The organism is Octadecabacter sp. B2R22 (genome assembly GCF_018861045.1).
Lineage (GTDB): Bacteria > Pseudomonadota > Alphaproteobacteria > Rhodobacterales > Rhodobacteraceae > Octadecabacter.
In genome coordinates this window covers 162,038-188,248 of record NZ_JAHKQJ010000005.1, presented here as the reverse complement: position 1 = coordinate 188,248, position 26,211 = coordinate 162,038, and the positions used below count along the sequence as shown (strand labels likewise).

At 53.6% G+C, this 26,211-nt stretch carries 26 protein-coding genes and 1 tRNA gene; 13 read left to right on the top strand and 14 right to left on the bottom strand.

Going from position 1 to position 26,211, the window contains the following annotated elements; all coding sequences use genetic code 11:
- The first annotated feature begins 49 nt into the window (after nucleotides 1–49).
- Both KO486_RS03475 and KO486_RS03470 read left to right on the top strand, forming a co-directional pair.
- Entirely contained in the window at nucleotides 50–1,135 is a 1,086-nt protein-coding gene (locus KO486_RS03475) for a hypothetical protein (RefSeq protein WP_216035850.1), read from the top strand.
- Nucleotides 1,132–2,676, top strand: a complete 1,545-nt coding sequence (locus KO486_RS03470) for a phosphate ABC transporter substrate-binding/OmpA family protein (protein WP_216035849.1) — start codon at nucleotides 1,132–1,134, stop codon at nucleotides 2,674–2,676. The genes KO486_RS03475 and KO486_RS03470 overlap by 4 nt, the downstream gene beginning before the upstream one ends.
- On the opposite strand, the gene radC is transcribed toward KO486_RS03470, so the two are convergent.
- The 3 genes from radC to dnaK all read right to left on the bottom strand — a co-directional run bounded on the left by radC (nucleotide 2,673) and on the right by dnaK (nucleotide 6,664).
- A complete protein-coding gene (radC, locus tag KO486_RS03465) occupies nucleotides 2,673–3,473 on the bottom strand; it encodes a DNA repair protein RadC (RefSeq protein WP_216035848.1) in 801 nt (266 codons plus the stop codon). The genes KO486_RS03470 and radC overlap by 4 nt on opposite strands.
- A gap of 63 nt (nucleotides 3,474–3,536) precedes the next feature.
- Entirely contained in the window at nucleotides 3,537–4,682 is a 1,146-nt protein-coding gene (gene dnaJ / locus KO486_RS03460; RefSeq protein WP_216035847.1) for a molecular chaperone DnaJ, read from the bottom strand.
- An 80-nt stretch (nucleotides 4,683–4,762) separates the two neighbouring features.
- Complete coding sequence (dnaK, locus tag KO486_RS03455; protein ID WP_216035846.1) at nucleotides 4,763–6,664, bottom strand: molecular chaperone DnaK; 1,902 nt, start codon at nucleotides 6,662–6,664, stop codon at nucleotides 4,763–4,765.
- Nucleotides 6,665–6,813: 149 nt separating this feature from the next.
- Here dnaK and KO486_RS03450 point away from each other — a divergent pair, with 149 nt between their 5' ends.
- Nucleotides 6,814–7,449 carry an alpha-ketoglutarate-dependent dioxygenase AlkB gene (locus tag KO486_RS03450; protein ID WP_252734547.1) on the top strand — a complete coding sequence of 212 codons (636 nt, stop codon included), beginning with the start codon at nucleotides 6,814–6,816 and terminating at the stop codon, nucleotides 7,447–7,449.
- Here KO486_RS03450 and KO486_RS03445 read toward each other — a convergent pair.
- Together KO486_RS03445 and KO486_RS03440 are read right to left on the bottom strand one after the other, a co-directional pair.
- Nucleotides 7,446–8,042: an SH3 domain-containing protein gene (locus tag KO486_RS03445; RefSeq protein WP_216035845.1), complete on the bottom strand. Its 597-nt coding sequence runs from the start codon at nucleotides 8,040–8,042 to the stop codon at nucleotides 7,446–7,448. The genes KO486_RS03450 and KO486_RS03445 overlap by 4 nt on opposite strands.
- Complete coding sequence (locus tag KO486_RS03440) at nucleotides 8,039–8,860, bottom strand: ABC transporter permease (protein ID WP_216035844.1); 822 nt, start codon at nucleotides 8,858–8,860, stop codon at nucleotides 8,039–8,041. Before KO486_RS03440 ends, KO486_RS03445 begins: the two co-directional genes overlap by 4 nt.
- Nucleotides 8,861–9,017: 157 nt before the next feature.
- Here KO486_RS03440 and cysQ point away from each other — a divergent pair, with 157 nt between their 5' ends.
- From cysQ to KO486_RS03405, 7 genes are all read left to right on the top strand, one after another.
- Nucleotides 9,018–9,815, top strand: a complete 798-nt coding sequence (gene cysQ / locus KO486_RS03435) for a 3'(2'),5'-bisphosphate nucleotidase CysQ (RefSeq protein ID WP_216035843.1) — start codon at nucleotides 9,018–9,020, stop codon at nucleotides 9,813–9,815.
- A complete protein-coding gene (locus KO486_RS03430; protein WP_216035842.1) occupies nucleotides 9,815–10,615 on the top strand; it encodes a manno-octulosonate cytidylyltransferase in 801 nt (266 codons plus the stop codon). Before cysQ ends, KO486_RS03430 begins: the two co-directional genes overlap by 1 nt.
- 121 nt (nucleotides 10,616–10,736) lie before the next feature.
- Entirely contained in the window at nucleotides 10,737–11,630 is an 894-nt protein-coding gene (gene galU / locus KO486_RS03425; RefSeq protein WP_216035841.1) for a UTP--glucose-1-phosphate uridylyltransferase GalU, read from the top strand.
- A 134-nt stretch (nucleotides 11,631–11,764) separates the two neighbouring features.
- On the top strand, nucleotides 11,765–12,700 hold the full coding sequence (locus KO486_RS03420; protein WP_303435461.1) for a glycosyltransferase family 2 protein: 936 nt from the start codon (nucleotides 11,765–11,767) through the stop codon (nucleotides 12,698–12,700).
- Nucleotides 12,701–12,836: 136 nt separating this feature from the next.
- On the top strand, nucleotides 12,837–13,853 hold the full coding sequence (locus tag KO486_RS03415; protein ID WP_216035839.1) for a glycosyltransferase family 2 protein: 1,017 nt from the start codon (nucleotides 12,837–12,839) through the stop codon (nucleotides 13,851–13,853).
- On the top strand, nucleotides 13,850–15,544 hold the full coding sequence (locus tag KO486_RS03410) for a beta-1,6-N-acetylglucosaminyltransferase (RefSeq protein ID WP_216035838.1): 1,695 nt from the start codon (nucleotides 13,850–13,852) through the stop codon (nucleotides 15,542–15,544). Before KO486_RS03415 ends, KO486_RS03410 begins: the two co-directional genes overlap by 4 nt.
- Nucleotides 15,545–15,547: 3 nt before the next feature.
- Nucleotides 15,548–16,966, top strand: a complete 1,419-nt coding sequence (locus KO486_RS03405) for a sulfotransferase family 2 domain-containing protein (protein WP_216035837.1) — start codon at nucleotides 15,548–15,550, stop codon at nucleotides 16,964–16,966.
- Here the strand turns inward: KO486_RS03405 and KO486_RS03400 are convergent.
- The 8 genes from KO486_RS03400 to KO486_RS03365 all read right to left on the bottom strand — a co-directional run bounded on the left by KO486_RS03400 (nucleotide 16,963) and on the right by KO486_RS03365 (nucleotide 21,791).
- Nucleotides 16,963–17,427, bottom strand: coding sequence for a PTS sugar transporter subunit IIA (locus KO486_RS03400; RefSeq protein WP_216035836.1), 465 nt, complete (start codon nucleotides 17,425–17,427; stop codon nucleotides 16,963–16,965). The genes KO486_RS03405 and KO486_RS03400 overlap by 4 nt on opposite strands.
- A 27-nt stretch (nucleotides 17,428–17,454) precedes the next feature.
- The gene (gene raiA / locus KO486_RS03395; RefSeq protein WP_216035835.1) at nucleotides 17,455–18,030 is read right to left on the bottom strand and encodes a ribosome-associated translation inhibitor RaiA; all 576 of its coding nucleotides are present in this window, start codon (nucleotides 18,028–18,030) and stop codon (nucleotides 17,455–17,457) included.
- A 216-nt stretch (nucleotides 18,031–18,246) separates the two neighbouring features.
- On the bottom strand, nucleotides 18,247–18,999 hold the full coding sequence (lptB, locus tag KO486_RS03390) for an LPS export ABC transporter ATP-binding protein (RefSeq protein ID WP_216035834.1): 753 nt from the start codon (nucleotides 18,997–18,999) through the stop codon (nucleotides 18,247–18,249).
- Nucleotides 18,999–19,484 (bottom strand): LptA/OstA family protein, encoded by a 486-nt coding sequence (locus tag KO486_RS03385; RefSeq protein WP_216035833.1) that lies wholly within the window; start codon nucleotides 19,482–19,484, stop codon nucleotides 18,999–19,001. The genes lptB and KO486_RS03385 overlap by 1 nt, the downstream gene beginning before the upstream one ends.
- A gap of 12 nt (nucleotides 19,485–19,496) precedes the next feature.
- Nucleotides 19,497–20,087 carry a hypothetical protein gene (locus tag KO486_RS03380; RefSeq protein WP_216035832.1) on the bottom strand — a complete coding sequence of 197 codons (591 nt, stop codon included), beginning with the start codon at nucleotides 20,085–20,087 and terminating at the stop codon, nucleotides 19,497–19,499.
- Nucleotides 20,088–21,053: a KpsF/GutQ family sugar-phosphate isomerase gene (locus KO486_RS03375; RefSeq protein WP_216035831.1), complete on the bottom strand. Its 966-nt coding sequence runs from the start codon at nucleotides 21,051–21,053 to the stop codon at nucleotides 20,088–20,090.
- Nucleotides 21,053–21,664, bottom strand: coding sequence for a ribonuclease H-like domain-containing protein (locus KO486_RS03370; protein WP_216035830.1), 612 nt, complete (start codon nucleotides 21,662–21,664; stop codon nucleotides 21,053–21,055). The genes KO486_RS03375 and KO486_RS03370 overlap by 1 nt, the downstream gene beginning before the upstream one ends.
- Before the next feature lie 40 nt (nucleotides 21,665–21,704).
- Nucleotides 21,705–21,791, bottom strand: a tRNA-Leu gene (locus tag KO486_RS03365).
- Between the two features lie 190 nt (nucleotides 21,792–21,981).
- Between KO486_RS03365 and KO486_RS03360 the strand changes: the two genes are divergently transcribed.
- Entirely contained in the window at nucleotides 21,982–22,959 is a 978-nt protein-coding gene (locus tag KO486_RS03360) for a complex I NDUFA9 subunit family protein (RefSeq protein WP_216035829.1), read from the top strand.
- On the opposite strand, the gene KO486_RS03355 is transcribed toward KO486_RS03360, so the two are convergent.
- Entirely contained in the window at nucleotides 22,956–23,759 is an 804-nt protein-coding gene (locus KO486_RS03355) for an undecaprenyl-diphosphate phosphatase (RefSeq protein WP_216035828.1), read from the bottom strand. The two genes, KO486_RS03360 and KO486_RS03355, sit on opposite strands and share 4 nt — an antisense overlap.
- A 214-nt stretch (nucleotides 23,760–23,973) precedes the next feature.
- Here KO486_RS03355 and KO486_RS03350 point away from each other — a divergent pair, with 214 nt between their 5' ends.
- Both KO486_RS03350 and KO486_RS03345 read left to right on the top strand, forming a co-directional pair.
- Nucleotides 23,974–25,416, top strand: a complete 1,443-nt coding sequence (locus KO486_RS03350) for an NAD(P)-dependent oxidoreductase (RefSeq protein ID WP_216035827.1) — start codon at nucleotides 23,974–23,976, stop codon at nucleotides 25,414–25,416.
- Between the two features lie 54 nt (nucleotides 25,417–25,470).
- A complete protein-coding gene (locus KO486_RS03345; protein ID WP_216035826.1) occupies nucleotides 25,471–26,175 on the top strand; it encodes a hypothetical protein in 705 nt (234 codons plus the stop codon).
- The last annotated feature ends 36 nt before the right edge of the window (nucleotides 26,176–26,211 follow it).

Genomic DNA, 26,211 nt, shown 5'->3' with positions numbered 1-26,211 from the left:
TGAGTAAAGCAAGTTCTGCTCTGACCCTATTTAGGGAAGGAGTGATGAAATGGCGAATATCAAACAAATCGGCATGGCCGCAGGCACGTTCAGCGTTGCCTTGGGTATCGGCTTTGTTATGCAAAACGGCGACGCATTAGCGAGCCGCTTTGGAGCGGAGACCGGGCAACAGGAAGTTGCTCCATTTACAAATGTCGACACAGCCTCGCAAGAGACTGAGGCAGGCGTGACAGCCATAGCGGCTGATGGAACGCCAATTGAAACTGCGCAAGCAGGTGTTGTGGCTCTTCAAACGCCTAGCATTGAATCGCCGAGCGACGCAGCGCGTGCCGCGGTAATCCTACCAGAGACAGCTAAGGTACCTGCGCGCCAGGACCCGCCTGTGCAGCTTGCGAACCTAGATCCTGACGATAGTGTTGAGGTCGACTCTGACACGATCTTAGAAAGCGAAATGAGCTGTGCACCTCAGATGACTGCAACCGCATCCGTCGCGGCAACGGTCGCAGTTTCGGTAATCGCACCTTGTTACACTGAGACCGCATTCACCGTTCACCATCAAGGAATGATGTTCACAGCAGTCACCGATATTGATGGCATCGCGGATCTTTCCGTACCTGCGTTGGCCGAAGTTGCGGTCGTTATCGCAGCATTTGACGAAGGCGAAGGATCGGTAGCGACCGTGGTTATCCCTGATTTCGCATCCTATGACCGTGCAGTCCTTCAATGGCAGGGTGATACCTCAGTTATGTTGAGTGCCTACGAAGGTGGTGCGGACTTTGGCGACTCTGGTCATATTTACGTTGATAATCCCGGCGATGTTTCGCGGGTAAGCAATGCTGAAGGCGGCTACTTGCAACGTCTTGGCGATAGCACCATCGAAGATGCCCTGATCGCGGAGGTTTATACATTTCCGACTGGTATGATGAATGGTGAGTCTGACGTAATGCTCGTCGCTGAAGCCGAGATCACTGGCGCCAACTGCGGTCAGGAATTGAGTGCCCAAAGTATCCAGATTTCCCCAACAGGTCAGCCATCTGCGCTGGATTTACGTATGGTTATGCCCGAATGCGATGCGGTCGGTGATTTTCTGATCTTGCAAAACATGTTTGAGGACCTGACAATCGCCATGAGATGACGTGGTATAAGTTTGTCAAAACACGAATAGATTTGAGGTATGCGGCGAGTTTCGTCGCATATTTCGTTTGCGCTGGCGCAGCTTCGGCGCAAAATGTGACGTTCAGCAGTGATGGTAATGACGTTGAGCTGTCCGGCCGGTTCGTGAGCTTTGACGGAACGTCGGCAACGATGGTCATCGACGATGCCCTCGTTAGCTTTCGGACCGAAGGTTTGATCTGTGTCGGGGAAGCCTGCCCCAACCTTGCGGAATACGTTCCATCCCTCAAGATGTCCGGTGCCAGCCAAATGGCGGATGTGTTGCTGCCTGCCTTGATCGACGTCTACGCGAGAGACCAAGGTTGGACCGTTCATGAGGATGTGAACGGCTTCAAGATGACAGATTCCGCGGGCAACGACGTATTTGAGGTATCTCTTTTTGTTGCCACGCCGGATGAAGCGTTTGAAACGTTCATGACCCATGACACAGATGCTCTCTTGTCCATGAGGGAGCTGCGAACCTCTGAGGTGGAAGCAGCATACGACGCGGGGTTGGGACGTGTGACGCTTGCACGACAGGCCCGAATTCTTGCTTTGGACGCTCTTGTTCCGGTGGTATCCCCGACCTCTGACCTGCGGTTTATTTCATTGGCGGATTTGACGGCGACTTTGGCGGGTGTATCATCTGACCTCGAAGTCCATCTACCGGCGCATTTGGATGGCCAGTTGCAGGGCTTTGAGGACCGCTTTATGGGACCTTTTGGGCTACAAATGGCAAATCCCGATGTGGGCCATGCGGATCGGAATGGGCTAACATCAGCGGTCGAAACAGGTGCTAACGGGATTTCACTCCTGCCGTTCGGTGAAACAAGAAACACCCAGCCGCTTTCCCTTTCAGGGCCATGTGGACTGGTTTCAGACGCTCGGTTTTTGACGATGAAAACGGAGGATTACCCGCTTACGTTTCCGATGTTTCTGTATCTTCCGCAACGAACGCAACATCCTCAGATTAATGACTTTTTGGATTGGTTACGATCTCCTTCGGCGCAACTCGTAATTCGGAGGGCCGGTTTCGTGGACCTTGCCGCCGTTGCTATTCCGTTGGCGGATCAAGGCGATAGGTTGGCGAACGCAATAACTAATGCGGGCCCCGAAGTTCCGTTGACGGAATTACAACGCATGGTGCGGCTTCTTGAGCCGAGAGTTCGGATGTCGAGCACGTTTCGTTTCGAGCCAGGGTCGACCCGATTGGATGGGCAATCACGTTCCAACGTGATGCAATTGGCGCAAGCGATTCACGATGGCCGTTTCGGAGGGCGCGAATTGTTGTTTGTCGGATTTAGTGACGGGCGTGGTCCTGCGGATGCGAATAGAGATCTTTCTTCAGCAAGAGCCGAGGCGGTTCGTCGGGACGTAGAGCGCGCACTGGGCGGGCAGTTGCCACGCAATGTAGTTATTGGCACCGAAGCCTTCGGCGAGGCACTGCCGATGGCTTGCGATGATACGATCTGGGGTCAACAAACCAATCGTCGCGTTGAATTATGGGTTAAGGACGCGGACTAAATCAGCCCTTGAGCCTTGAAGCTCAATTCACGGGACCTGCCGATGATAAGGTGATCGTGCAAAGTAATTCCCAACGCCATGGCTGCATCTGCAATCTGATTGGTCATAGCGATGTCTTCGTTGGACGGAGTAGGGTCGCCGGACGGGTGGTTGTGAACCAAAATCAAGGACGAGGCATTTACCTCTAGAGCGCGTTTCACGACCTCTCGAGGGTAGACAGGTACATGATCGACGGTGCCAGCAGATTGTTCTTCGTCGACAATCAGGACGTTTTTGCGGTCCAGGAACAGCACGCGGAATTGTTCGGTATCGCGGTGGGCCATAACGGTGTGGCAATAGTCGAGAACAGCATCCCATGAGCTGATGACATGACGTTGCATGACTTTGGCGCGCGCCATTCGGTGCGTGACCGTTTCCATGACTTTAAGTTCCAGCGCAACGGCTGGGCCGACACCCTCAACGCGTTGAAGCCGTGCGAGGGGCGCAGCCAGCACGCCGTTTAGATCGCCAAATGTTTCTATCAATTGCCGAGCGAGAGGTTTGACATCTTGCCGGGGGATAACGCGGAACAAAGTCAGCTCAAGGATTTCGTAATCCGGCATCGCGGCGGCCCCGCCGGTCAGAAAGCGATGGCGGAGCCGTTTCCTGTGGTCTGCCAAGTAAGACGGGACCTTACCCTGACCGCATGTGGGTTTAGCGGCCACGATTTCGACCTCATCGCGATCAAGCGTGACAGGGGCCACGTCAGTTAGCGGAAGCATCGGAGATTCGGCAAAGACCGAGGGTGCATGTTTCATACCCTCAGACTGGAGTGATTCCGTTACTGATCCGTTAACTACGTCGGGATTGCCCTGTCGATTTTAGCTTTTCATCGAGTCCCAAAAGGACTTAACCGACTTAAAGAACGTCGACGTTTGCGGATTGTTGTCGCTGGCGAGGTCTTCAAATTCGCGAAGCAGTTCTTTCTGCTTGGACGTCAAGTTGACCGGCGTTTCTACGGCCATCTCAATGAACATATCACCGGCGCCGCCGCCACGCAGGGCAGGCATGCCTTTTGATTTCAGACGCATCTGGCGACCGGATTGTGATCCTGCGGGAATCTTCACGCGGCTGCGACCGCCGTCGATCGTTGGAACCTCGATGTCACCACCTAGCGCCGCAGTTGTCATGGACACGGGTACACGGCAGAACAGGTGATTGTTTTCGCGTTCAAATAGGTCGTGGTCACGCACTTCGATGAAGATATAGAGATCACCGGTCGGACCGCCGCGCATACCGGCTTCGCCTTCGCCAGCAAGGCGAATGCGTGTGCCAGTTTCAACGCCAGCAGGGATGTTCACCGAGAGCGATTTTTCTTTTTCGACACGGCCTGCGCCGTGGCATTCCTTACATGGATTTTTGATGGTTTGACCCATGCCATTACAGGTCGGGCAGGTGCGTTCGACCGTAAAGAACCCTTGCTGAGCACGGACCTTACCCAGGCCCGAACATGTCGGACACGTCTGTGGTTCTGAACCACCCTCGGCGCCAGTACCACTACAGGACCCACAGGCAGATGCCGCGGGAACAGTGATTGTTTTTTGTAGTCCGGCGTAGGCTTCTTCCAGAGTTACGCGCAGGTTGTAGCGTAGATCATTGCCTCGTTGGGCGCGGGTGTGCGCACCGCCGCCGCGTTGACCACCCATGTTGCCAAACAGGTCGTCAAAAATATCAGAGAAGGCAGAACCAAAGTCACCTTGACCGCCCATGCCACCAGGCCGTCCGCCGCCGCCCATTCCACCTTCGAATGCAGCATGACCATACCGATCATAGGCGGCTTTTTTATCGCCATCCTTCAGCACATCGTAGGCTTCACCCACTTCTTTGAACTGGGCTTCTGCATTTGGGTTATCGGAGTTCCGGTCAGGGTGAAGTTCTTTCACTTTGACGCGGTAAGCCTTTTTGATTTCGTCCGCGCTGGCGCCTTTGGCGATACCAAGCGTTTCGTAATAATCGCGTTTTGACATGACAAGGTTTCCCTTTGGGGCATGTAGGATCGGCCCCAACCCCAAAAGGGAGGGGCCGATCCACTACGTGCTGTTCTAGATTAACCGCGCTTGTCGTCGTCGAGGTCTTCGAAGTCGGCATCGACGATATCATCATCGGCTGCTGGAGCATCAGGCTCAACTTCGCCTGCTTCTTCCTGTGCGGCCTTGTAGATGGCTTCGCCAAGCTTCATCGCTGCTTCGGTTACGTTCTGGATGCCAGACTTGATCTTGCCAGCGTCTTCGCCTTCCAGATCATCCTTAAGCGCAGCGATTGCCAGTTCGATTGCCTCGACAGTTGTCGGGTCAACCTTGTCGGAATGCTCTTCAATCGACTTTTCAGTCGAGTGGATGAGGCTTTCCGCTTGGTTGTTCGCTTCGACAAGTTCCTTACGGTCCTTATCGGCTTCGGCGTTTTCTTCCGCGTCACGAACCATTTGCTCGATGTCGTCATCAGACAGACCACCGGACGCTTGGATTGTGATCTTGTGTTCTTTACCGGTGCCCTTATCGGTTGCCTGAACGGACACGATGCCGTTGGCGTCGATGTCGAACGTTACTTCAATTTGTGGCATGCCACGCGGGGCCGGTGGGATGTTCTCGAGGTTGAATTGGCCGAGGATCTTGTTGTCCGCAGCCATTTCGCGTTCACCCTGGAACACACGAATGGTTACCGCATTCTGGTTGTCTTCCGCAGTGGAGAAGATCTGCGACTTCTTCGTCGGGATCGTTGTGTTGCGGTCGATCAAACGTGTGAACACGCCGCCGAGTGTTTCGATGCCCAAGGACAGTGGTGTAACGTCGAGAAGAACAACGTCTTTAACGTCACCCTGCAGAACACCCGCCTGAATGGCAGCACCCATGGCAACAACTTCATCAGGGTTCACACCCTTATGAGGCTCCTTGCCAAAGAACTTGGACACTTCTTCGATGACGCGCGGCATACGTGTCATACCACCAACAAGAACGACTTCGTCGATGTCGTTTGTTGTCAGGCCAGCGTCTTTCAATGCAGCTGCACAAGGCTTCATGGAGGCTTTGATCAGGTCAGCAACGAGGCTTTCGAGCTTCGCACGTGTCAGTTTCATTGCCATGTGAAGTGGCGCGCCGTCTGACCCCATGGAGATAAACGGCTGGTTGATGTCTGTGGAGGACGCAGAGGAAAGCTCAATCTTGGCTTTCTCAGCGGCTTCTTTCAGACGCTGCAACGCCATCTTGTCTTTGGTCAGGTCAACGCCGTTGGCCTTTTTGAATTCATCCGCAAGGTAGTTAACGATGCGCATGTCAAAGTCTTCACCGCCAAGGAATGTGTCACCGTTGGTGGATTTAACTTCGAAGAGACCATCGTCGATTTCGAGGATCGTTACATCGAATGTACCGCCGCCGAGGTCATAGACCGCAATGGTGTGTGTTTCTTGTTTGTCGAGGCCATATGCCAACGCAGCCGCTGTCGGCTCGTTGATGATACGCAGAACTTCGAGGCCAGCAATTTTACCGGCATCTTTTGTTGCCTGACGCTGAGCATCGTTGAAGTAGGCAGGAACCGTAATAACGGCCTGTGTTACTTCTTCGCCAAGGTAGGATTCAGCGGTTTCTTTCATTTTCTGCAGGATGACAGCAGAGATCTGCGCTGGGGAGTATTTCTCACCCTTGGCTTCAACCCATGCGTCACCGTTGCCGCCGTCGATGACAGCAAACGGCAGGTTCTTTTTGTCTTTGGCAAGATGCTTGTCGTCGTTGCGACGACCAACAAGACGCTTGATGCCGAATATTGTGTTTTCTGGGTTCGTAACAGCCTGGCGTTTTGCCGGCTGACCCACCAGACGTTCGTCGTCGGTGAATGCTACGATAGATGGTGTTGTGCGCGCGCCCTCTGCGTTTTCGATAACGCGTGGTTGCGAGCCGTCCATGATTGCGACACAGGAGTTTGTTGTCCCGAGGTCAATACCAATTACTTTTGCCATGTTTCAAATCCCTTTCAGGCGATGTGAGGCGGCACGAACCCGTTCCGGCACCCGTGCCTATGGTTTAACGTATGAATGAGAAGCCTCATTCGGATCGAAGGGTATATAGGTGTGCAAAACATGCCCTGCAAGCGGTGACAGGGCGCTGAATGCGCAAAAATGGTGATGAAATGGTTAAGTTACGTCCGACGATGGAGATAAGGGGCGTTCGAGTCTGGCAAGGACTGCTCGATCGGGCTGCTCAGGACGCAATTGTGAATGACATTCGGGGCGTCGTGGCGCAGGCACCTTTGTTCTCACCGATGACACCTTACGGCAAGCCGATGACAGTGAAGATGACGAGCGCTGGGCGTTTTGGTTGGGTGTCGGACCGATCTGGTTATCGTTATTCCGAAGCGCACCCAAAGGGCACACCGTGGCCTGTCATCCCGGATTCGATCCTGAACGTTTGGGATGACGTTTCAGAATCGGACCGCGCACCAGAATGTTGCTTGGTGAACCTTTACCGTGAGGCCGCAAAGATGGGACTGCATCAAGACCGCGACGAAACGAATTTTTCCTACCCAGTTGTTTCCATTTCACTGGGGGATGAGGGGTTGTTCCGCATTGGAAACCTATCCCGCGGCGGTAAGACCGAGTCGATCTGGCTGAAATCGGGGGATGTTGTGGTCATGGGCGGGGACGCGCGTCTTGTGTATCACGGAATCGACAAGACGCGGGCAGGGTCGTCGACGCTACTGGATGGCGGTGGGCGGCTGAGCTTGACGATGCGGGTGGTGACCTAGGGTTGGATCGAACAGCAGCCGGATAGTAATTGAGTTTCGCCATAGAGCGGTGCCAGTAGATCAATTGAGAGCCCAAACTGCATCTCGGACATACCGTCGTTGCAGGCTTGTGTTGAAACGACGCCAGTTATCCCATCAGAAATCAAAGCGAACCGATCAATCCTGTTCGCGGACCTCAGGACGGTGAGCGGTGTTGGGGTGCCGGTGACATCGGGCGCTGAAAATGCAAAGTTATCGTCCTCTATTTCGAGCGCCCAAAAAGGCTCAGTTCCGTGGCAGACCGTGATCGCAGGGGTATAGCCCGCAAACTGTTCTGGCTGGCGGGCCATGAAACGGAGCGAAACCCATCCGGTGCCACCGTCTATGTTAATGAGACCCCAAGTCTCATCTTCATTGACGGCGATGACTTCGATATTTTCGGCCATGGGCGGCAGGGTGGAAATGACGATAGAAGATGCGTTGGGCTGCTCTCGGACATTCAGGTTGTCGTCAGCTGCGACGCCAGTGACGTCATACAACGCGGGCCATCCGTCAACGGTTGCGAACGCCACCGTGGCGACTATCGAAAGAAGTACCGCGAAGACCCATTTCATCGCGCGGCATTCCAGCTGACAGACGCATTCTTGCGGGTGTAGAATTCAAGCATCAACCCAATCATGATCAGCACAATACTGACCTTCATCGGGTAACTTATCGAACTGTAGTGTGGGTTGTAGTTGATAAAGGCATAGCCGCGCGCCTGATCGATGGCATGAAACAGTGGGTTCCAATCAAACATAGCCAGCAAGAAACCGGGCATCGTGTTTGCAACAAACATTTTGCCTGACGCGATCATATTGGCGCGGGCATAAATCGAAGACGCGATAGACGTGAAGCCCGGGAACCAGGGCTTGAGGGACGAGAAGATAATACCGACAGCCACGCCCGAGAACCAAGCCAACAGAACCATACCAAAAGCACCAATCGGATCATGGATCGTTATCGGCCCGAATATGACGTGATAGAGGTAAAGGACCACGGACATCGACAGAAGTTGAATGTACAGGGAGGCTAGGGCTGACGACGTAATTGCAACGATGGTGTTCATCGGAGCATGTTTCATCATCGCGGACGCCGGACCTTCTGCTTTTAGAACGGAACCCATCGCTTTTGTATGTGTCAGGAAAAGGAAGATGCCCGACATAATGTAAAGCAGGAAGTCACCTCGGATTGCTGTGCCCTTCAGTCCGAGAACTGTGAACATGAAGTAAAAGGCTGTGACGAACACGATGGTTTGCATCATGTTCATGATAAGGCCGACAACTGCATTTCGGTGATCCTTGCGGACCTCCCGAACGATGGAGTGATAGATCAACCCCAGCATGTTGAATGCGGTGCGCGAATGTGTCGTTTGGCGTCTTGCTTCAAACATGGGTTGCCTGTCTGTCGTTGGTTTAAGTCTGCTCAGTCGGTCGTGGCGCTTATTTGGCACGTTAATCTTGCCGATCTCTTAGCATCACAGCATAAGGGTCCTATTACCACGGATCAATTAAAACACCCGTGAAGCCCATTTTTAGAGGAAGAGTGTGATGGACTTTAATAAATTAGCTGAAGTGATGCGGCGCCTTTCGTTGGAAGCGGGCGACATCATTATGGAAATTTATGAATCCGATGATTTTGATGTGAAGTCCAAGAGTGACGACAGCCCTGTTACGGCTGCTGACGAAGCTGCGGACGCACATATCTCCGCTGGGTTGCGCGCTGAATTCCCGGATGTGGCTTTGGTCACTGAAGAACAGGCCGATAGCCATACAGTTGACGCGAACACCTTCCTGATCGTCGATCCCCTCGATGGCACAAAAGAGTTCATTCACCGTCGCGGCGATTTCACGGTGAATATCGCTTATGTCGAAGAAGGTGCGCCTCGGCGAGGTGTCGTCTATGCACCAGCCAAGGGCCGGTTGTTCTACACCAACGCGGCGGGCGTTTCCGTCGAAGAGGTTGGTGATTTGGACAAGGCTTCTATCGGCACGACAGTCCCTATTTCCGTCAGTGATCCAAACAACAATGGGCTGATGGTTGTTGCGTCAAAATCGCACCGCGATCAGGCCACGGACGACTATATCAACAAGTATTCGGTCAACGACATGAAGAGCGCGGGGTCGTCCTTGAAGTTCTGTCTTGTCGCTACTGGAGAAGCCGACATTTACCCTCGCGTGGGTCGCACGATGGAGTGGGACACGGCTGCGGGACATGCGGTTTTGACAGGGGCAGGTGGCCATGTCGTGCGGTTTGATGACCACATGCCATTGTCTTACGGTAAAGAAGATTTCGCCAATCCATTCTTCATTGCCTATGCACCAGGCGTTGATCTGAAGTTGCCATAGTGGCTGTTCTGGTTGTTATCCCGGCTCGATATGCATCGACCCGATACCCTGGAAAGCCGCTTGTTGAATTGCGCGGCGCGACCGGTGATAGCAAAAGCCTGATCCGTCGCTCATGGGAAGCAGCGATGGAGGTCAAAGGTGTCGATCGAGTTGTGGTTGCTACGGATGACGACAGGATCAAAGACGCAGCCGAGGCGTTTGGGGCTGAGGTCGTGATGACGTCGACTGAGTGTCAGAACGGTACGGAACGCTGTGCCGAAGCACTGGACGCATTTGGCGGCGGCTATGAAATTGTTGTGAATCTACAAGGTGATGCACCGCTCACGCCTGCTTGGTTTATTGAGGAGTTGATCGCAGGTCTTTCTGCGGATCCGGTCGCAGAAGTCGCCACGCCTGTCTTGCGGTGCGATGGACGTGCTTTGAACGGCTTACTAGAGGACCGTCGACAGGGCCGTGTTGGTGGCACAACGGCAGTATTTGGCGCGGATCACAATGCATTGTTCTTCTCTAAGGAAGTGATACCATTCACGGGGAAAACCTACGCAGATGATGATGAAACCCCCGTTTTTCATCACGTCGGTGTCTATGCTTACCGTCCATCTGCGTTGGCGGCTTATCCGCGCTGGGCGTCCGGTCCGCTGGAACACTTAGAAGGACTCGAACAATTGCGCTTCCTAGAGAGAGGCGCGCACATGCTGTGTGTCGAGGTTGAAGCCCGTGGGCGGCAGTTTTGGGAACTCAATAATCCCCAAGATGTGCCTAAGATTGAGGCGATGCTGACCGAGATGGGGCATTCTTGATGATTCTTATTAAACATTCCCCCCGTAAAGTCAGGGTTTGTTCACTTTGTTGACATGTTTTTTGATGTTAATATGTGCATAAAGTTTAAGCCTCGGTCTGAGGGGAAATGATGGATTCGATATGAAGAAACGAGTAACGAAAGCAATTTTTCCGGTCGCTGGTTTGGGCACACGCTTCCTTCCTGCCACGAAGTCCGTCCCGAAAGAGATTATGACGCTCGTGGATCGCCCGTTGATCCAATATGCGATTGACGAAGCCCGTGCCGCTGGGATCAAAGAGTTTATCTTTGTAACGTCTCGCGGAAAGTCAGCTTTAGAAGACTACTTTGACATTGCGCCTCACCTAGAAAATGAGTTGCGCAAGAAGGACAAAACTGAGCTTCTGGATGTCTTGAAGTCCACAAACATGGACAGCGGCGCGATCGCCTATATCCGGCAGCAACGCGCGCTTGGTCTGGGTCACGCTGTCTGGTGCGCACGACGTTTGGTGCACAACGAACCCTTTGCGGTGATCCTGCCCGATGACGTTATTGCGGCAGAAAAGCCGTGCCTTCAGCAGATGGTTGAAGCCTACGAAGAAACCGGCGGAAGTATGGTCGCGGCGATGGAAGTTCCAGCCGACAAAGCGTCATCTTATGGTGTCATCGACATCAAAGAAGATTTCGGGTCCATGGTGTCCGTAAAAGGACTGGTTGAAAAGCCAACACCAGAAGAGGCTCCTTCAAACCTTGCTGTTATTGGGCGCTACATTCTGTCTCCGAAGATCATGCAAAACCTCAACAAGATGAAGACGGGTTCTGGCGGCGAAGTTCAATTAACAGATGCCATTGATGCTGAGCTTAAGAATGATCGCGATGTATTCGGCTACCGGTTCCGCGGTCAGCGGTTTGACTGCGGCTCCAAGGCGGGCTTCCTGCAAGCAACGGTTGCTTTCGGGCTCGCTCGGGAAGAACTTAAAGATGAGTTTGGTTCTTATCTGAGCGAGCTGATGGCCATGCAGCAGGCAGCACAGTAAACGAGCATATGTTCCCATTTGACGCCAGCGGGGGTCGTGTGTCGAGGTCGCGGGTTTCCCTAGCACTCTTCGCGTATCGGATGCGCTGGAAGCGCCGGCGGCTTTTGTTGAGATCGTGGAAACGTCGGCATGAGATGTCGCAGGTGTCAGGCGGTGAGGTTCCATCTGATGGCGTCTTGGTCTTTTCAACGATGCGCAATGAAATGTTGCGACTGGAACATTGGCTGTCGCACTATCGAAAATTGGGCGCCACACACTTTCTTATCGTGGACAACAACAGTGATGATGGCACTGAGGACTACTTAGCTCAACAGCCTGACGTGTCTGTTTGGTCCACAACTGACAGCTATAAAGCATCGCGATTTGGTGTCGATTGGCTGACATGTTTGCAAATCAATTTCGGTGCCGGACGCTGGTGCTTAACGGTCGATGCAGATGAATTACTGGTTTATCCCGATAGTGCAACACGCGACCTAGATGCCCTGACAAACCATCTTGAGGCAACGGGACACGATGCCTTTGGCACGCTAATGCTCGACATGTACCCAAAGGGCCCTTTGGGGCAGGTGTCGTTCAAAGAAGGGCAAGACCCCATTCAAGTGCTTCCTTGGTTTGACGGGGACAATTACCGCGCAAAACTACATCCGGTCTTTGGAAACCTCTGGATCCAGGGCGGCGTTAGGGATCGCTTGTTCTTTGGCGGCCAACCAGAAAGATCTCCGACATTGAACAAGACGCCCTTGGTGAAATGGCGTCGGAAATATGCCTATGTCACATCCACTCACCAAATATTGCCGAGGCGATTGAATGATGTGTTCGACATGGGGCAGGGAGATCGGGTGTCCGGGGTTTTGCTCCACACCAAGTTTCTGCCAAACATTGCTGTAAAATCCGAAGAAGAGCTGGTCCGTGCACAGCATTTCGAGAACAGCGAATTGTATCAACCTTACTACAACGCCTTGATCGCTGACCCGGATCTCTGGGTCGAAACGTCGATCAAATACCAAGGGACCGCTCAACTGGAAGCTATGGGCCTGATGTCACGCGGGACGTGGAACTCTGCCAGCTGACCTTTAGAACAGTTGCCAAATTCTCATCGTCGTTTAAGGAATGGAAACAATGAACGATAATTCCCCATATTTTCAATGGTGTGTTAAGCATAAGTCGCTAGTAACATAGGCACGTAATACCGCTGCTACGGGAAGGATGATTTTGGGCGCTTGGACATCTTATCGGCTTCGCATTCAGCGAAAGCGCTGGCATATCCGTGCCCGGCGCAAAAGTCGTGAGTTGACGGTCCATAAGGATCGCACCGATCAAATCAAACGCGGCGATATCTTGTTGTTCTCGACCTTTCGCAACGAAGATGTCCGTCTCCCGTACTTTTTCAAATATTACCGTGACTTAGGTGTCGACCACTTCATCATGGTTGATAACGAAAGCGACGATGGCGGTGGCGAGTACGCCGCGAAACAACCTGATGTGTCCGTGTGGACGGCCAAAGGCAGCTATCGCAAATCCAGATTTGGCGTCGACTGGTTGAACTACTTGCAACGCAAGTACGCCGATGGACATTGGACGCTCGTTGTCGATCCGGATGAGTTTTTTGTTTACCCGTTCTGTGACACGCGCCCTATCCGTGCGTTAACGGACTGGTTGGATGCGTCCGACATTCGCAGTTTCGGCGCGATGCTATTGGACATGTACCCAAAGGGCCGTTTGGATGCGGTGCCCTATAAAAAGGGCCAAGACCCGATGGAGATCGCGTCTTGGTTCGATAGCGGGAACTATACGTTCTCCAAAAACCATCTGTATTACAATCTGTGGATCCAAGGTGGCCCGCGCGCTCGTATGTTTTTTAAGGATGAGCCGTGGCGTGCACCTGCGTTGAACAAGACACCTCTGATAAAGTGGGACAAGAACTACGCATACGTGAGCTCGACCCATATGGTTTTGCCGCGCGGCTTAAACCTCGTCTATGATGAATGGGGCGGCGAGAAAGCGTCAGGGATGCTACTGCACGCCAAGTTCCTAGACACGTTCGGCGAAAAGGCTGCAGAAGAATTGTCTCGGGGCCAGCACTACGCCAGTTCCCAAGAATACAAAGCCTACGCCGAAGGTATCTCGCAGCATCCTGATCTGTGGTGCAAATGGTCTGAAAAATACATCAATTGGCGGCAGCTCGAAATCTTGGGTCTCATGTCGAAAGGCAACTGGGCATGAGCGTGGGTGTGGTCATGTTGGTGCACACTGCATTGCACCGTGCTGAACAGGTGATCCGTCATTGGTCGGCGGCGGGCTGTCCCGTTGTGATCCATGTGGACAAGAATGTAGATCGTGCTGTTTACGATGACTTCGTGAACAGTGTTGCGGACCTGCCCGACGTTTTGTTTTCCAAACGCCATCGCTGTGAGTGGGGGACATGGGGCATTGTCGCGGCCTCGCAGTCCGCGTCTAGCCTGATGCTGGAAAAGTTCCCTGATGTGCGCCACGTCTATCTGGCGTCGGGGTCCTGTTTGCCGTTGCGGCCTATCAAAGACCTACAAGAGTATCTCGCCAAGCGCCCGCGCACCGATTTCATCGAAAGTGCGACGACAGCGGATGTTCCCTGGACCCAGGGCGGCCTCGATTTCGAACGCTTCACGCTGCGGTTTCCGTTTTCATGGCGCAAGCACCGCTTTCTTTTTGACCGCTACGTTGAATTTCAACGGCGCTTCAAAATGTACCGCCGCGTGCCCGACGGCATCGTGCCGCACATGGGGTCGCAGTGGTGGTGCCTGACGCGGCAAACCTTATCCGCGATCCTCGAAGACCCCGATCGTGGCGTTTATGACGCCTACTTCAGGCGAGTTTGGATTCCGGATGAAAGCTATTTTCAGACGCTCGTTCGCCTGTATTCGCAAAATATCGAAAGCCGGTCATTGACGCTGTCTAAATTCGATTATCAAGGTAAGCCGCATATCTTTTACGATGACCACTTGCAGCTTCTGCGTCGTTCGGATTGCTTTGTGGCGCGGAAGATCTGGCCCAACGCTGACCGGCTGTATGAAAACTTCCTAAACGAAGAATACCCTCTCAAAGGTGCCGAGCCTAACCCAGGCAAGATTGACCGTATCTTCGCCAAAGCTGTTGAACGTCGAACGCGTGGGCGTGCGGGTCTCTTTATGCAAAGCCGCTTGCCAAGGGCCGGCCATGAAAACGGGTTCACTTCGGCACCTTATTCCGTGTTCGAAGGCTTTGCCGATCTGTTTGAAGATTTTGAACCATGGCTTGCAAGGATGACGGGAACGCGTGTTCACGGGCGATTGTATTCCAAGGCTGGGGTTGAGTTTGAAGGGCGACAAAAGACGTTTAGCGGCGCTATGTCCAGCAATGCCAAGCTGCGCGATCACCATGCCCAGTCGTTCTTGATTAACCTCATTTGGAACACGCGCGGGGAACGCCAATGTTTCCAGTTTGGCCCGACGGACAGTCAGTTTGTGAGTTGGGATCTGGCCAAGGACCCGAATGCGCAGATCAGTGTGATCTCTGGCGCATGGGCGATCCCGCTGTTCCAGTCGAACCGTAACTTTGCAGAAATCCGTGCAGAAGCCGCAGAGTTGCAACGAATCGAGAGCGAACATCTGGATGCATTGCGATCGCCTTGGACGAAGGCCCGTATCAGGATTTGGACATTGGCTGACTTCATTGAGACACCGATGGAAGCCTTGCAGACGGTGCTGGATGAAATGGGCGCCAAGAACCTGCGGCGCGTGACCGAAGCGCCAAAAATGGCGGACCTTAATGGGTTTGGTCAATTCCTTCAGAACCTTAAGAACCAAGGGATGCACCCGTACCTAATGGGGGACTTTCCAACCGAAAGCTCGCCTGTCAACGACCGCCCATCGCGGCGAAAACCCTATTTGGTTAGATAAGTTATGGCTGAGTTTGACTATTTTGTTGTCTTCGCTGAAATGCGCACAGGGTCCAATTTCCTAGAAGCAAACATTAACGCGTTCGAAGGGATGACCTGCCACGGCGAAGCGTTCAATCCGAACTTTATTGGCTATCCGAGCCGCGATGAAGTTCTTGGGCTTTCACAAGAGGACCGGGATACCAACCCGACTGACCTGTTGGACCGGGTTAAGGCGGCGGATGGGCTGAACGGTTTTCGCTATTTTAACAGTCATGATGATCGTGTGTGCGACACGATGCTGGATGACCCGCGCTGCGCCAAAATTATCCTGACGCGTAATCCCATCGAAAGCTACGTGAGTTGGAAAATCGCGAAGGCCACGGGTCAATGGAAGCTCATGGACGTGAAGCGCTTGCGGGAAGATACGGTCGAATTTTCCGCACCGGAGTTCGAAAAACATGTTGCCAAGATGCAGGCGTTTCAGGTGCGGTTAATGGGTGGGCTACAGCGATCCGGCCAAACAGCGTTCTATATCGATTACGAAGACTTGCAGGACGTCGACGTTATGAATGGCCTTGCCGCATTCCTCGGCTCGGATGCACGGCTCAGCGAACTTGATAAGTCGCTGAAAAAGCAAAACCCAAGCCCGATGTCGGACAAAGTCGTTAACTTTGACGAAATGGAAGATGCGCTTGCGCGTCTAGACCGGTTCAACTTGAACCGTACCCCAAATTTTGAACCCCGCCGTGGGCCGTCTGTGCCAACATTCGTTGCCGCGCCAATGTCACCCCTGCTGTATATGCCGATCCGATCAGGGCCAGAAAGTGCTGTCACCAATTGGCTGTCCGAACTTGATGATGCAAACCTTAGCAGTCTGATTACAGGATTTACGCAGAAATCGCTGCGCGATTGGAAGCGACAGCACATCGGGCACCGTAGTTTTACTGTCGTCCGTCATCCGGTTGCCCGTGCTCACGCAGCGTTCTGTAGTAAGATCCTCCAGACAGGTGAAGGGACTTACGTCGGCATCAGACAGACCTTGTCGAAACAGTTCAAATGGAACTTGCCCGAAGACGCCTCCCAGGATTCCTATACGCCATCCGACCATAAGGCCGCCTTCTTGGGTTTCTTGCGTTTTGTGAAGTCCAATTTGGGCGGGCAAACAGCGATCCGTGTGGACTCGCACTGGGCAACTCAGGCGAATGCTCTGCAAGGCTTCGCCGAGTTTGTGACCCCTGATCTGGTTTTGAGGGAAGATCGGCTGCAAGACGACCTTGGCATTATCGCCGCGCAAATCGGGAAAGACATCATGCCCGTGATCTCGGAGACTGATCCATATTCCGATAAGCTGGCCGGAATGTACGACGCAGAGGTCGAGGCGGCTGTCAAAGAGGTTTACCAGCGCGATTATGACGCCTTCGGGTTTGGACCCTACGCTTAAGCGGCCTGCGCTGTCACTGCTTCAGTCAGAATTGTGTAAATCGTTGATGGGTCTTCGTTTGCCCGCAATTTGGTGCGGATGTTTTCATCACGAAGTGTCCTAGAAACAAGCGCCAGTGCCTTTAGGTGTTCAACGCCAGCATCTTCAGGCGCGAATAGGGCAAATGCCAGATCAACAGGTTGGCGATCGACTGAATCAAAGTCGAGCGGTTTCTTGATCCGTACGAATAGCCCGCAAACCTGACCCAAAGCGGGCAGGCGTGCGTGTGGTAGGGCGACACCTTGGCCCACACCTGTGGGGCCAAGGCCTTCGCGTTCGACCAATGCATCCACGACCATCGTGTGATCCAGACCAAAACAAGACTCAGCCATGTTTCCAATGTCGTGAAACAGCCGCTTTTTGCTGCTGGCAGCAGCAATCACTTTGATGCCTTCTAAAGGAAGGATACCTTGAATGGTCATAATGAATACAAATCGGGCTTTGCCCAATCAGCCTGTGTTACGCGGGTCTATCCAACCGATATTGCCGTCTTCGCGGCGGTATACCACGTTGACACCGCTATGTCCTTCATTTCGAAAGACCAAGACCGGCGAGTTCGCAATTTCCATTTGCATGACTGCTTCTCCGACGGAGAGTTCTGGAATCTTCGTTTCCATTTCAGCCACGATCATCGAAGTCACGCCCTCAGGCTCGCTGTCTTCCGACTCGCTATTTGAGGCGAGGATATACGACCCTGCGTCTGAAAGTTCAACGGGTTGTGAACGTTCCTTATGGTGGTCCTTAAGGCGTCGTTTGTACCGCCTGAGTTGTTTGTCCATTTTTTCGGTAGCACTATCAAAAGCTGCATAGATTTCAGTAGCATGGCCTTTGGCTTGCGCGGTCAAACCCGTAGAAAGATGGACAACAGTTTCGCAGACATATTCATGCCCGCTCTTTGAAAAGATGACATTTGCGTCGGTTGGACGGCCAGCATATTTGCCAACAACTTCGCCAAGCTCAGTCTGCACGTGTGTCTGCAGAGCTTCGCCAATATCAATATGCTTTCCTGTGATCTGATAGCGCATCTTATCTCCTTTATTATTCAACGCATGCAATTCGGGCGCACAAACCGTTAAGGTTTGTTGAATTTACGCCTGAAAAGATAGGATTGATGACAGCGTCTTGCGTGTGTGCCGACTGCGCCCATAAGGCGTGATCCGAACCGCGCTGGAAAAGGATTCTGTCATCCCTGTTAGTTGGCGACAAAATGGGGGTGTCTGTCAATGCTTTGTGTCAGAAGATCACGAAACGCGGAATGAATCCCCGAGATAGACGCGGCGCACATTTTCGTCCTTTACGACTTCTTCGGCCGTTCCAGACATCAGAATTTGTCCATCATGAAGGATATACGCACGGTCAACGATCTGCAGCGTTTCTTGGACGTTGTGATCGGTGATCAGGACGCCAATTCCCCGGTTCTTGAGGTCGGCGGTCAGTGCGCGGATTTCAGCGACAGCAATCGGATCAACCCCAGCAAAAGGTTCATCAAGTAGTACATATTTCGGGTCTGCCGCAAGACATCGCGCGATCTCGGCTCGGCGTCGCTCACCGCCAGACAAAGCCAGCGCAGGCGCGCGGCGAAGGTGCTCGATTGAGAATTCGCTTAAGAGTTCTTCAAGGCGTTCGCGGCGGCGGCGGCGGTCGGGTTCTGAAATTTCAAGAATTGCGAGAATGTTGTCTTCGACGTTTAGCCCGCGAAAGATGGACATTTCTTGCGGTAAATACCCGATGCCCAACTTGGCACGTCGATACATGGGCAGCGCCGTTACATCGCGACCGTCAACGATAACGTGGCCGCCTTCGGGCGTGACAAGGCCAGCGATAGAATAAAAACAAGTGGTCTTGCCGGATCCGTTCGGACCCAACAGGGCAACAACCTCGCCCCGGCCGAGCTCCATGTTGACGTCGCGAATAACCACGCGTTTTCCGTAGCTTTTGCGCAGGTGGCGGACTTGGAGGCCAACGTCGCCGTCTGTCACGGTCAATTCAGCCATCAGTTGCCGCCTTGGTTAAAGATCGTACGAACGCGCCCTTCCATGCGGGCGGCGCCCGTCGAGAGATCGATGTTCATGCGGTCGGCGGAAATTGCACTGGCGCCTTGCGTCAATAGGACATCTCCCGACATCACCAGAGTTCCAGCATCAAGGTTGTATTCAGCAGTCGTGGATTCAGCAGCTTCGGAGGCTGTTACAAGGGTAACGCCGCCGCTTGCAGACAGGCGGCTGATGTCGCCAGAAGCATCGTTATAAATGACTTGAACGCGTCCAGCTGAAAGCCGCAGATCGCCTTGGCCCAAAATCACGTTGCCCGCGAAAACCGCCTCGCCGCTGGTCTGATCAATGCTCAGGTTGTCCGCTGTAATTTCAACGGGCGCATTCGGGTCGGCATTGACCGCACCGAGATTAATGTTCGTCTGGGAAAGGGCAGCCGATGCTACAAAGAGCGCGGCAAAGGTTACAGCTGACTGAATGAGTTTCACGATAAAAGAATCCTATTGTTGCGGCGTATATATCAGCCGAACACCGTTTTGGAAAAGCATCACTTGGCCTGTGCTTCCTTCTGGGGTTTCGATGACCAGTTGGCCCGCAGATAATGACCCAAAAGGTGCAAGCCCCTCGATGTTACCATCAGATGCAATACGCCCCGTCGAAAGCTCCGCGACAAAACCGAGCGCTTCCATTTCGTAGCCATTAGACGTTTCGAGATGTGCCAAACCCGTCAGGCGCGCGATGCGCGCATCGTTGTCAATCTCGCCCCCGCCAGCGCGAATGTCGATATGCGTTCCGTCTACCGTTTCAATCGAGGCTTGAATGTTATCCGCCGCTATCGTGCTTCCATTAGGGCGGGTGGTTCTTGCTGTGAGTTCAATAACAGAGCCATCGTCAGCCACGCCCGACAATTGCGCACCAGAGAGGCGGGGTTCTTGGGCGAGCTGTTCAATTTCGGCGTATGGAATCGCACTGTCTTGTGTGGGTGCGCGGGCGAATAGGAACACCGTCGACATCAAAGCAAGGGCAGCCAAAGGCAAAGTGATCTTAAGGATGCCGACGAATTGGGAATAAAGATTGTCGTCGTTGACCATCTACACAATGCCAGCGCGCAGGCAGTCGTGAATGTGCAATATGCCTGCCACTCTGTTCGACCCCTCAGGGTCGACGACAAACAGACATGTGATGTTGCTAGTGTTCATTACATTCACGGCTTCTTCGGCCAAAGCTGCTGTTCCAATGGTGCGGGGGTCTTTGGTCATGACCTTGCCCGCAGTTAGGTCCAGAAGTCCGGCCATGTTCCGACGCAAGTCGCCGTCGGTCACGATGCCTGAAAGATAACCATCGTCGTCCAATACGCCAACCACACCGAACCCCTTTTGGCTGATGGTTAGCAATGTATCGCTCATTGGGGTGTCTTCGCCGACCAATGGAACAGCATCGCCTTTGTGCATCAAGTCGCCAACACGCGACAATTGCGCACCCAGTTTGCCGCCAGGGTGGAAATCACGAAAGTTGTCAGCGCTGAACGCGCGGTGCTGCATGATCGCAACCGAGAGCGCATCGCCCAGCGCAAGTGTCATGGTCGTGGACGTCGTTGGGACGACGCCTGTTCCACAGGCCTCGGGCAGCTTGGGCATCAGAAGGACGATGTCTGATTGGGTCGCAAGCGAGCTTTCCGGCCGGCTTGTGATCCCGATCAGCGGAATCCCGAACCGCTGCGTGTAGGCGATGAGATTCGCAAGTTCGGGCGCTTCGCCGGAATTGGAGATTGCCAAAACCACGTCGCCACGTGTCACCATGCCTAGGTCGCCGTGGGATGCTTCGGCAGGGTGAACGAAATGCGCAGGGGTTCCTGTGCTGGCCAAAGTTGCAGCGATTTTGCGTGCGATGTGGCCGGACTTACCGATGCCCGAAATGATGATACGGCCCTTGGCATTCAGGATCAGATCAACTGCGTCGGACAGCGACGTTCCCAAAGAATCCGCCAAGGTATTCAGGGCGTTTGCTTCTTCGCGGATGACGCGGCGTGCGGTATCGATGAATTTAGATTGTGCCATTAGTGTGCAAATATATCCTGTTCGTGCCAGCCCGCTAAATCGAGTTGCGCACGCATTGGAAGGAAGTCAAAGCAGGCTTGCGCCATTTCTGTTCGGCTTTCGCGGTCGAGGCGAATGTTCAGCTCGTCCCGCAGTTTGTGCAGATACAATACATCCGACGCCGCATAATCAAGCTGGGCTTTTGAGAGTTCGGCAGCGCCCCAGTCGCTCTGTTGTTGGAATTTGGAGATATCAACGCGCAATAGGTCCTGAAGAAGGTTTCGTAGCCCGTGGCGATCCGTGTAGGTGCGCACAAGTTTGCTTGCAATTTTGGTGCAATAGATTGGCGCGGCCACAGTGCCAAAGGCATTCGCCATGGCGGCGATATCAAAGCGCCCGTAGTGGAACAGCTTCAGCACATCAGGGTCGGCAAGCATTTTGCATAGGTTCGGCGCTTGGGTCTGACCGGGTGCGACCTGGACCAAGTGGCAATCGCCGTCTCCACTGCTCATCTGGATCAAACAAAGTCGGTCACGATGTGGGTTCAACCCCATAGTTTCGCAATCAATCGCGACAGCCGGACCAAGGTCGAGACCGTCTGGTAAATCATTTTGGTAAAGGTGATTTGTCATGTGATCTCTCTAACACGCGCTTGCGTTGATGTGGAGAGAATGGTGCCCAGAAGAGGACTCGAACCTCCACGTCCATACAGACACCAGCACCTGAAGCTGGCGCGTCTACCAATTCCGCCATCTGGGCACAGATAACAGAGGGGCGTTTAAGCCCGTGACGTTGGGCTGTCAACGAGATTCGGGCCGCGATTTCCGCTTGAAAGGTTTTGATCGGTATTTTCAGCAAAATGAAGCGGCAGACTCGTCCAGTTGATCCTTGTTTATCAAGGGGCAGGGCGGTAAATGTGGCGCAACACTAGCTGCAGGAAACTATTAGCATGTCCAAACTTGTCACCATTTACGGCGGATCCGGATTTCTTGGGCGTTATATCGCGCGACGTTTGGCGAAAGACGGCTGGCGTGTCCGCGTCGCAGTGCGCAGCCCGAACGAAGCGATGTTCGTAAAGCCTTATGGTGCAGTTGGTCAGGTTGAGCCGGTATTCTGCAACATCCGCGATGATGCTTCGGTGGCATCCGTGATGACAGGTGCCGATGCGGTCGTGAACTGTGTTGGCGTGCTCGACAACATCGGCAAGAATACATTTGATGCGGTTCACGTTGAAGGCGCTGAGCGTGTTGCGCGCCTTGCGGCTGCAAATGGCGTTGGCACGATGGTTCATATCTCTGCCATTGGTGCGGATGAGAACAGTGCAAGCGAGTATGGCCGTACCAAAGCTCAAGGCGAAGCTGCGGTTCTGCAAAACATGCCAAGCGCGATGATTTTGCGGCCGTCCATCATGTTTGGCCATGAAGATGGATTCTTTAACCGTTTTGCAGGCATGTCACGTTTCGGTCCAGTTTTGCCTGTTATCGGGGCGTCGACAAAGTTCCAGACTGTTTATGTTGACGATGTTGCAGCTGCTGCTGTCATGGGTGTCGATGGGCAAGCACAGGGCGTTTTTGAGCTTGGCGGGCCTGACGTAAACACCTTCCGTGAGCTGATGGGGCAGATGTTGAAAGTCGTGCGCCGTCGTCGTTTGGTTCTGAATATTCCGTTCGGGATCGCAAAGATCATGGCGTTCGGATTTAAGGTTGGGCGGTTCTTGTCGCTGGGCCTTGTGCGTGGTCCGATTACTGCGGATCAGGTTGAAAGCCTGAAGATTGATAATGTTGTGTCCGAGGGGGCTCAGGGCTTTGACGCTTTGGGAATTACACCGACCGCATTGGAAGCGATTCTGCCTGATTACCTGTGGCGCTTCCGTCCGTCTGGCCAGTATGACGCGATCAAAGAGAGCGCCGCGAACCTTAAGGTTTAGGTGTAGGCGATCGCCAGTAGGGCAATGCCAAGAAGCACGCGGTAGATCACGTAAGGTGTGAAGCTTACGGAGCGCAGCAAGCGCATCATTAGACTAAGCGCGACCAACGCCGCCAAGAATGACAAGACAGCCGCGATGGCCCCGTCTTTGGCGGCTTGAACGTCCGCCGTTGCAGCAACTTCCACACCCGCCAATGTGCCAGCTGCAATGATAGTTGGGATCGACATCAGCATTGACAGTTTTGCACCGTCTTCTCGTTTGAAGCCAAGCCAGCGTGCAGCGGTGATCGTGATGCCGGATCGTGATGTGCCCGGGATCAGCGATATCGCTTGCCAGAGCCCCATGATGATCGCGCGGCGCGGGGTCCAGTCTGGTGCTTCTAGGTCTGTTGGGCCTGTTTGGTCTGCCCAGTAAAGAACAATCCCAAAGATGAGCATGGTCCACCCGATGACCGTCATAGAGCGCAGGGCATCATCCCACCCTGTGAGTTTCAGGATTAGCCCAAAGACGATGACGGGGAGTGTTGCGATGGCCAAGCCGAATGCCAAGCGTGCGCCTTGGGTGTCGATTTTGCCGCGCAACACACGTGGGATACCAGCAAGAGCCAAGCGGACATCCTGCCAGAAAAACAGGATGACGGCGAAAAGCGTGCCGACATGAACAGCGACATCAATGACCTGACCTTGGTCCGCCATCCCTGTCAGTTGCGGCAATAGAATAAGGTGCCCAGAGGAAGACACCGGTAGGAATTCCGTGATTCCTTGGATGAGCGCGACAAGCAGGAGAGTGAGGAGGGGCATAAGAACCTTTGATTCGTTTTGGCCTTTGTAAATCACTGGAGTCGCGGGGGAAGAGGATAGATAGAACCGTATCGGACCTAAAATCCACGAAGATGTTGACAATGCCCTGTTGTGTGGTGCAAATAATTGACAATTAGGTAAACCATACTGACTTTTCTTTTCCGCCATAGCGCATTAGAAGGGCAGTTCGAATTTTCGATTTGGAGAATGTCCTGTGGCTGGTCAAAAGATGCTGAAATTTGTCGATGTGGAACGGGATATGCCTGAAAAGCGCCCGCCAAACCTACGCAAAGAAGACTTCTCAGAGATTTATGCAGAATACGCGACAGCCAAAGCCGCTGAACAAGCGAGCCGCTGTTCTCAGTGTGGCGTGCCGTATTGCCAATCTCACTGCCCGCTTCACAACAACATCCCAGACTGGCTGCGCATGACAGCCGAAGGGCGTTTGGAAGAAGCCTATGATATTTCACAGGCGACCAACACGTTCCCTGAAATCTGCGGTCGTATTTGCCCACAAGATCGTCTCTGCGAAGGCAACTGCGTTATTGAACAGTCAGGCCACGGTACTGTTACAATCGGTTCCGTTGAAAAATACATTACCGACACTGCTTTTGAGAAGGGTTGGGTTAAGCCGATCCGTCCAAGTGTTGAGCGCGGTGAAAGCGTTGGCATCATCGGTGCCGGCCCAGGTGGGCTTGCGGCGGCTGATGCCCTGCGTCGTCAGGGTGTGCAGGTTACCGTCTATGACCGTTATGACCGCGGGGGCGGCTTGCTGACATACGGTATCCCCGGGTTCAAACTGGAAAAAGACATTGTCATGCAACGCATGGCGCAGCTGGAAGATGGCGGCGTTGAGTTCGTGATGAACTGTAATGTTGGCGAAGACCTGAGCTTTGACGCCATTCGCGGCAAGCACGAAGCGATTCTAATCGCGACGGGTGTCTACAAGACCCGTGCGTTGCAGGCTCCGAATGCCGAAGCTGATGGTATCGTTCGTGCCATCGATTATCTAACCGCAAGCAACCGCAAAAGCTTTGGTGATGACGTTGAAGAGTTTGACAACGGCGAGCTGAATGCGGCTGGCAAAAAAGTTGTCGTCATCGGTGGAGGTGACACGGCGATGGACTGTGTACGCACGGCGATCCGCCAAGGCGCTGAAAGCGTGAAATGTCTCTATCGTCGCGACAAGGCGAACATGCCGGGTTCTCAGCGGGAAACGCAAAACGCCGAAGAAGAAGGTGTGGAGTTTGTTTGGCTGTCTGCCCCTAAGGGTTTCACAACCAATGATGACGCAGCCGTTGAAGGTGTCATGGTGCAAAAGATGCGTCTTGGTGCACCAGATGCGTCTGGCCGTCAGATGCCCGAATTGATCGAAGGCAGCGACTATGTTGAGGACGCAGATCTTGTCGTTCAGGCGCTTGGTTTTGAACCTGAAGACATCCCGACACTTTGGGGCGTTCCTGAGCTGGAAGTGACCCGTTGGGGCACTGTTAAAGCGGAGTTTACCACAGGGCAAACGAGCCTCGATGGCGTGTTTGCAGCAGGCGATATCGTTCGTGGTGCAAGCCTTGTGGTTTGGGCGATCAAAGACGGGCGCGATGCGGCCGACGCGATCATCGAGTACATCAGCCAAGGCGCGTCAGTGGCGGCTGAATAGCAGCCCTTCGCGTAAGCAGGATTGGTCAGCCCAGCTGAAATGGAGAGTAAACAGATGATGAAGACAGCAACTACTATTGCCGTTCTTGCCGCCAGCCCACTGGCTGCACAGCAGTTTTCCATGCCTGCAGGTTGTGAGGCTTATCTAACGATCCAGTCCCAGAGCTGTTCCGTGTCGCATTATTTCCGCTGCGGCGAAGACACCAACGGGGAGCAGCGCCGCGCGACGCTGGACGAAGAAGGCATGTCCTACATCGGCCGCATCAATGCACAGGCCGAATGGTTGGAAAGCTTTCATTTACGGTCGGGCCACACGGAGCGGCTGAGCGAAGCGTCTGACCAGATGAATATTAATGAGCTGATCGCGAACGGTGTTGATACGTGGGATTTCGTCACGGAAAGCGCAGAGATTGGCGACAGCCGCTACGAAGGCATGGACCGACTGACCGGCGAAACCATCGTCATTGATGGGGTTACACTGCTTGGTACGGAGTATGCGCTGACGTCTTACGACAGTGCTGGCGACGTTGCCTGGCGCAGTGAAGGCCGCGAATACGTCAGCGACGAATGGAACATGTTTATCGGGGGTGAGAGCAGCTACATCACGTCTGATGATCGTTTCGATAGCGACGACACGCCAGTAGAATTCATCTTTCCTGACGAACCCGGTTTCCTGTCCACAAATCCAAAATTTGGCTGCGGCGTTGAAATGTCATTCTTTGATGCATCGAACCTGCCGACACGCCCCATCCAGAATTAAGACATGCCACCCCGCAAAGGGCCGCACGAGGAGTGA

Excerpts from the sequence above, each read along its gene's own strand:
- KO486_RS03475 (WP_216035850.1), top strand. The coding sequence starts at position 50 with ATGGCGAATATCAAACAAATCGGCATGGCCGCAGGCACGTTCAGCGTT.
- KO486_RS03470 (WP_216035849.1), top strand. The coding sequence starts at position 1,132 with ATGACGTGGTATAAGTTTGTCAAAACACGAATAGATTTGAGGTATGCG.
- radC (WP_216035848.1), bottom strand. The coding sequence starts at position 3,473 with ATGAAACATGCACCCTCGGTCTTTGCCGAATCTCCGATGCTTCCGCTA.
- dnaJ (WP_216035847.1), bottom strand. The coding sequence starts at position 4,682 with ATGTCAAAACGCGATTATTACGAAACGCTTGGTATCGCCAAAGGCGCC.
- dnaK (WP_216035846.1), bottom strand. The coding sequence starts at position 6,664 with ATGGCAAAAGTAATTGGTATTGACCTCGGGACAACAAACTCCTGTGTC.
- KO486_RS03450 (WP_252734547.1), top strand. The coding sequence starts at position 6,814 with ATGCGCAAAAATGGTGATGAAATGGTTAAGTTACGTCCGACGATGGAG.
- KO486_RS03445 (WP_216035845.1), bottom strand. The coding sequence starts at position 8,042 with ATGAAATGGGTCTTCGCGGTACTTCTTTCGATAGTCGCCACGGTGGCG.
- KO486_RS03440 (WP_216035844.1), bottom strand. The coding sequence starts at position 8,860 with ATGTTTGAAGCAAGACGCCAAACGACACATTCGCGCACCGCATTCAAC.
- cysQ (WP_216035843.1), top strand. The coding sequence starts at position 9,018 with ATGGACTTTAATAAATTAGCTGAAGTGATGCGGCGCCTTTCGTTGGAA.
- galU (WP_216035841.1), top strand. The coding sequence starts at position 10,737 with ATGAAGAAACGAGTAACGAAAGCAATTTTTCCGGTCGCTGGTTTGGGC.
- KO486_RS03420 (WP_303435461.1), top strand. The coding sequence starts at position 11,765 with ATGTCGCAGGTGTCAGGCGGTGAGGTTCCATCTGATGGCGTCTTGGTC.
- KO486_RS03415 (WP_216035839.1), top strand. The coding sequence starts at position 12,837 with ATGATTTTGGGCGCTTGGACATCTTATCGGCTTCGCATTCAGCGAAAG.
- KO486_RS03410 (WP_216035838.1), top strand. The coding sequence starts at position 13,850 with ATGAGCGTGGGTGTGGTCATGTTGGTGCACACTGCATTGCACCGTGCT.
- KO486_RS03405 (WP_216035837.1), top strand. The coding sequence starts at position 15,548 with ATGGCTGAGTTTGACTATTTTGTTGTCTTCGCTGAAATGCGCACAGGG.
- KO486_RS03400 (WP_216035836.1), bottom strand. The coding sequence starts at position 17,427 with ATGACCATTCAAGGTATCCTTCCTTTAGAAGGCATCAAAGTGATTGCT.
- raiA (WP_216035835.1), bottom strand. The coding sequence starts at position 18,030 with ATGCGCTATCAGATCACAGGAAAGCATATTGATATTGGCGAAGCTCTG.
- lptB (WP_216035834.1), bottom strand. The coding sequence starts at position 18,999 with ATGGCTGAATTGACCGTGACAGACGGCGACGTTGGCCTCCAAGTCCGC.
- KO486_RS03380 (WP_216035832.1), bottom strand. The coding sequence starts at position 20,087 with ATGGTCAACGACGACAATCTTTATTCCCAATTCGTCGGCATCCTTAAG.
- KO486_RS03375 (WP_216035831.1), bottom strand. The coding sequence starts at position 21,053 with ATGGCACAATCTAAATTCATCGATACCGCACGCCGCGTCATCCGCGAA.
- KO486_RS03370 (WP_216035830.1), bottom strand. The coding sequence starts at position 21,664 with ATGACAAATCACCTTTACCAAAATGATTTACCAGACGGTCTCGACCTT.
- KO486_RS03360 (WP_216035829.1), top strand. The coding sequence starts at position 21,982 with ATGTCCAAACTTGTCACCATTTACGGCGGATCCGGATTTCTTGGGCGT.
- KO486_RS03355 (WP_216035828.1), bottom strand. The coding sequence starts at position 23,759 with ATGCCCCTCCTCACTCTCCTGCTTGTCGCGCTCATCCAAGGAATCACG.
- KO486_RS03345 (WP_216035826.1), top strand. The coding sequence starts at position 25,471 with ATGATGAAGACAGCAACTACTATTGCCGTTCTTGCCGCCAGCCCACTG.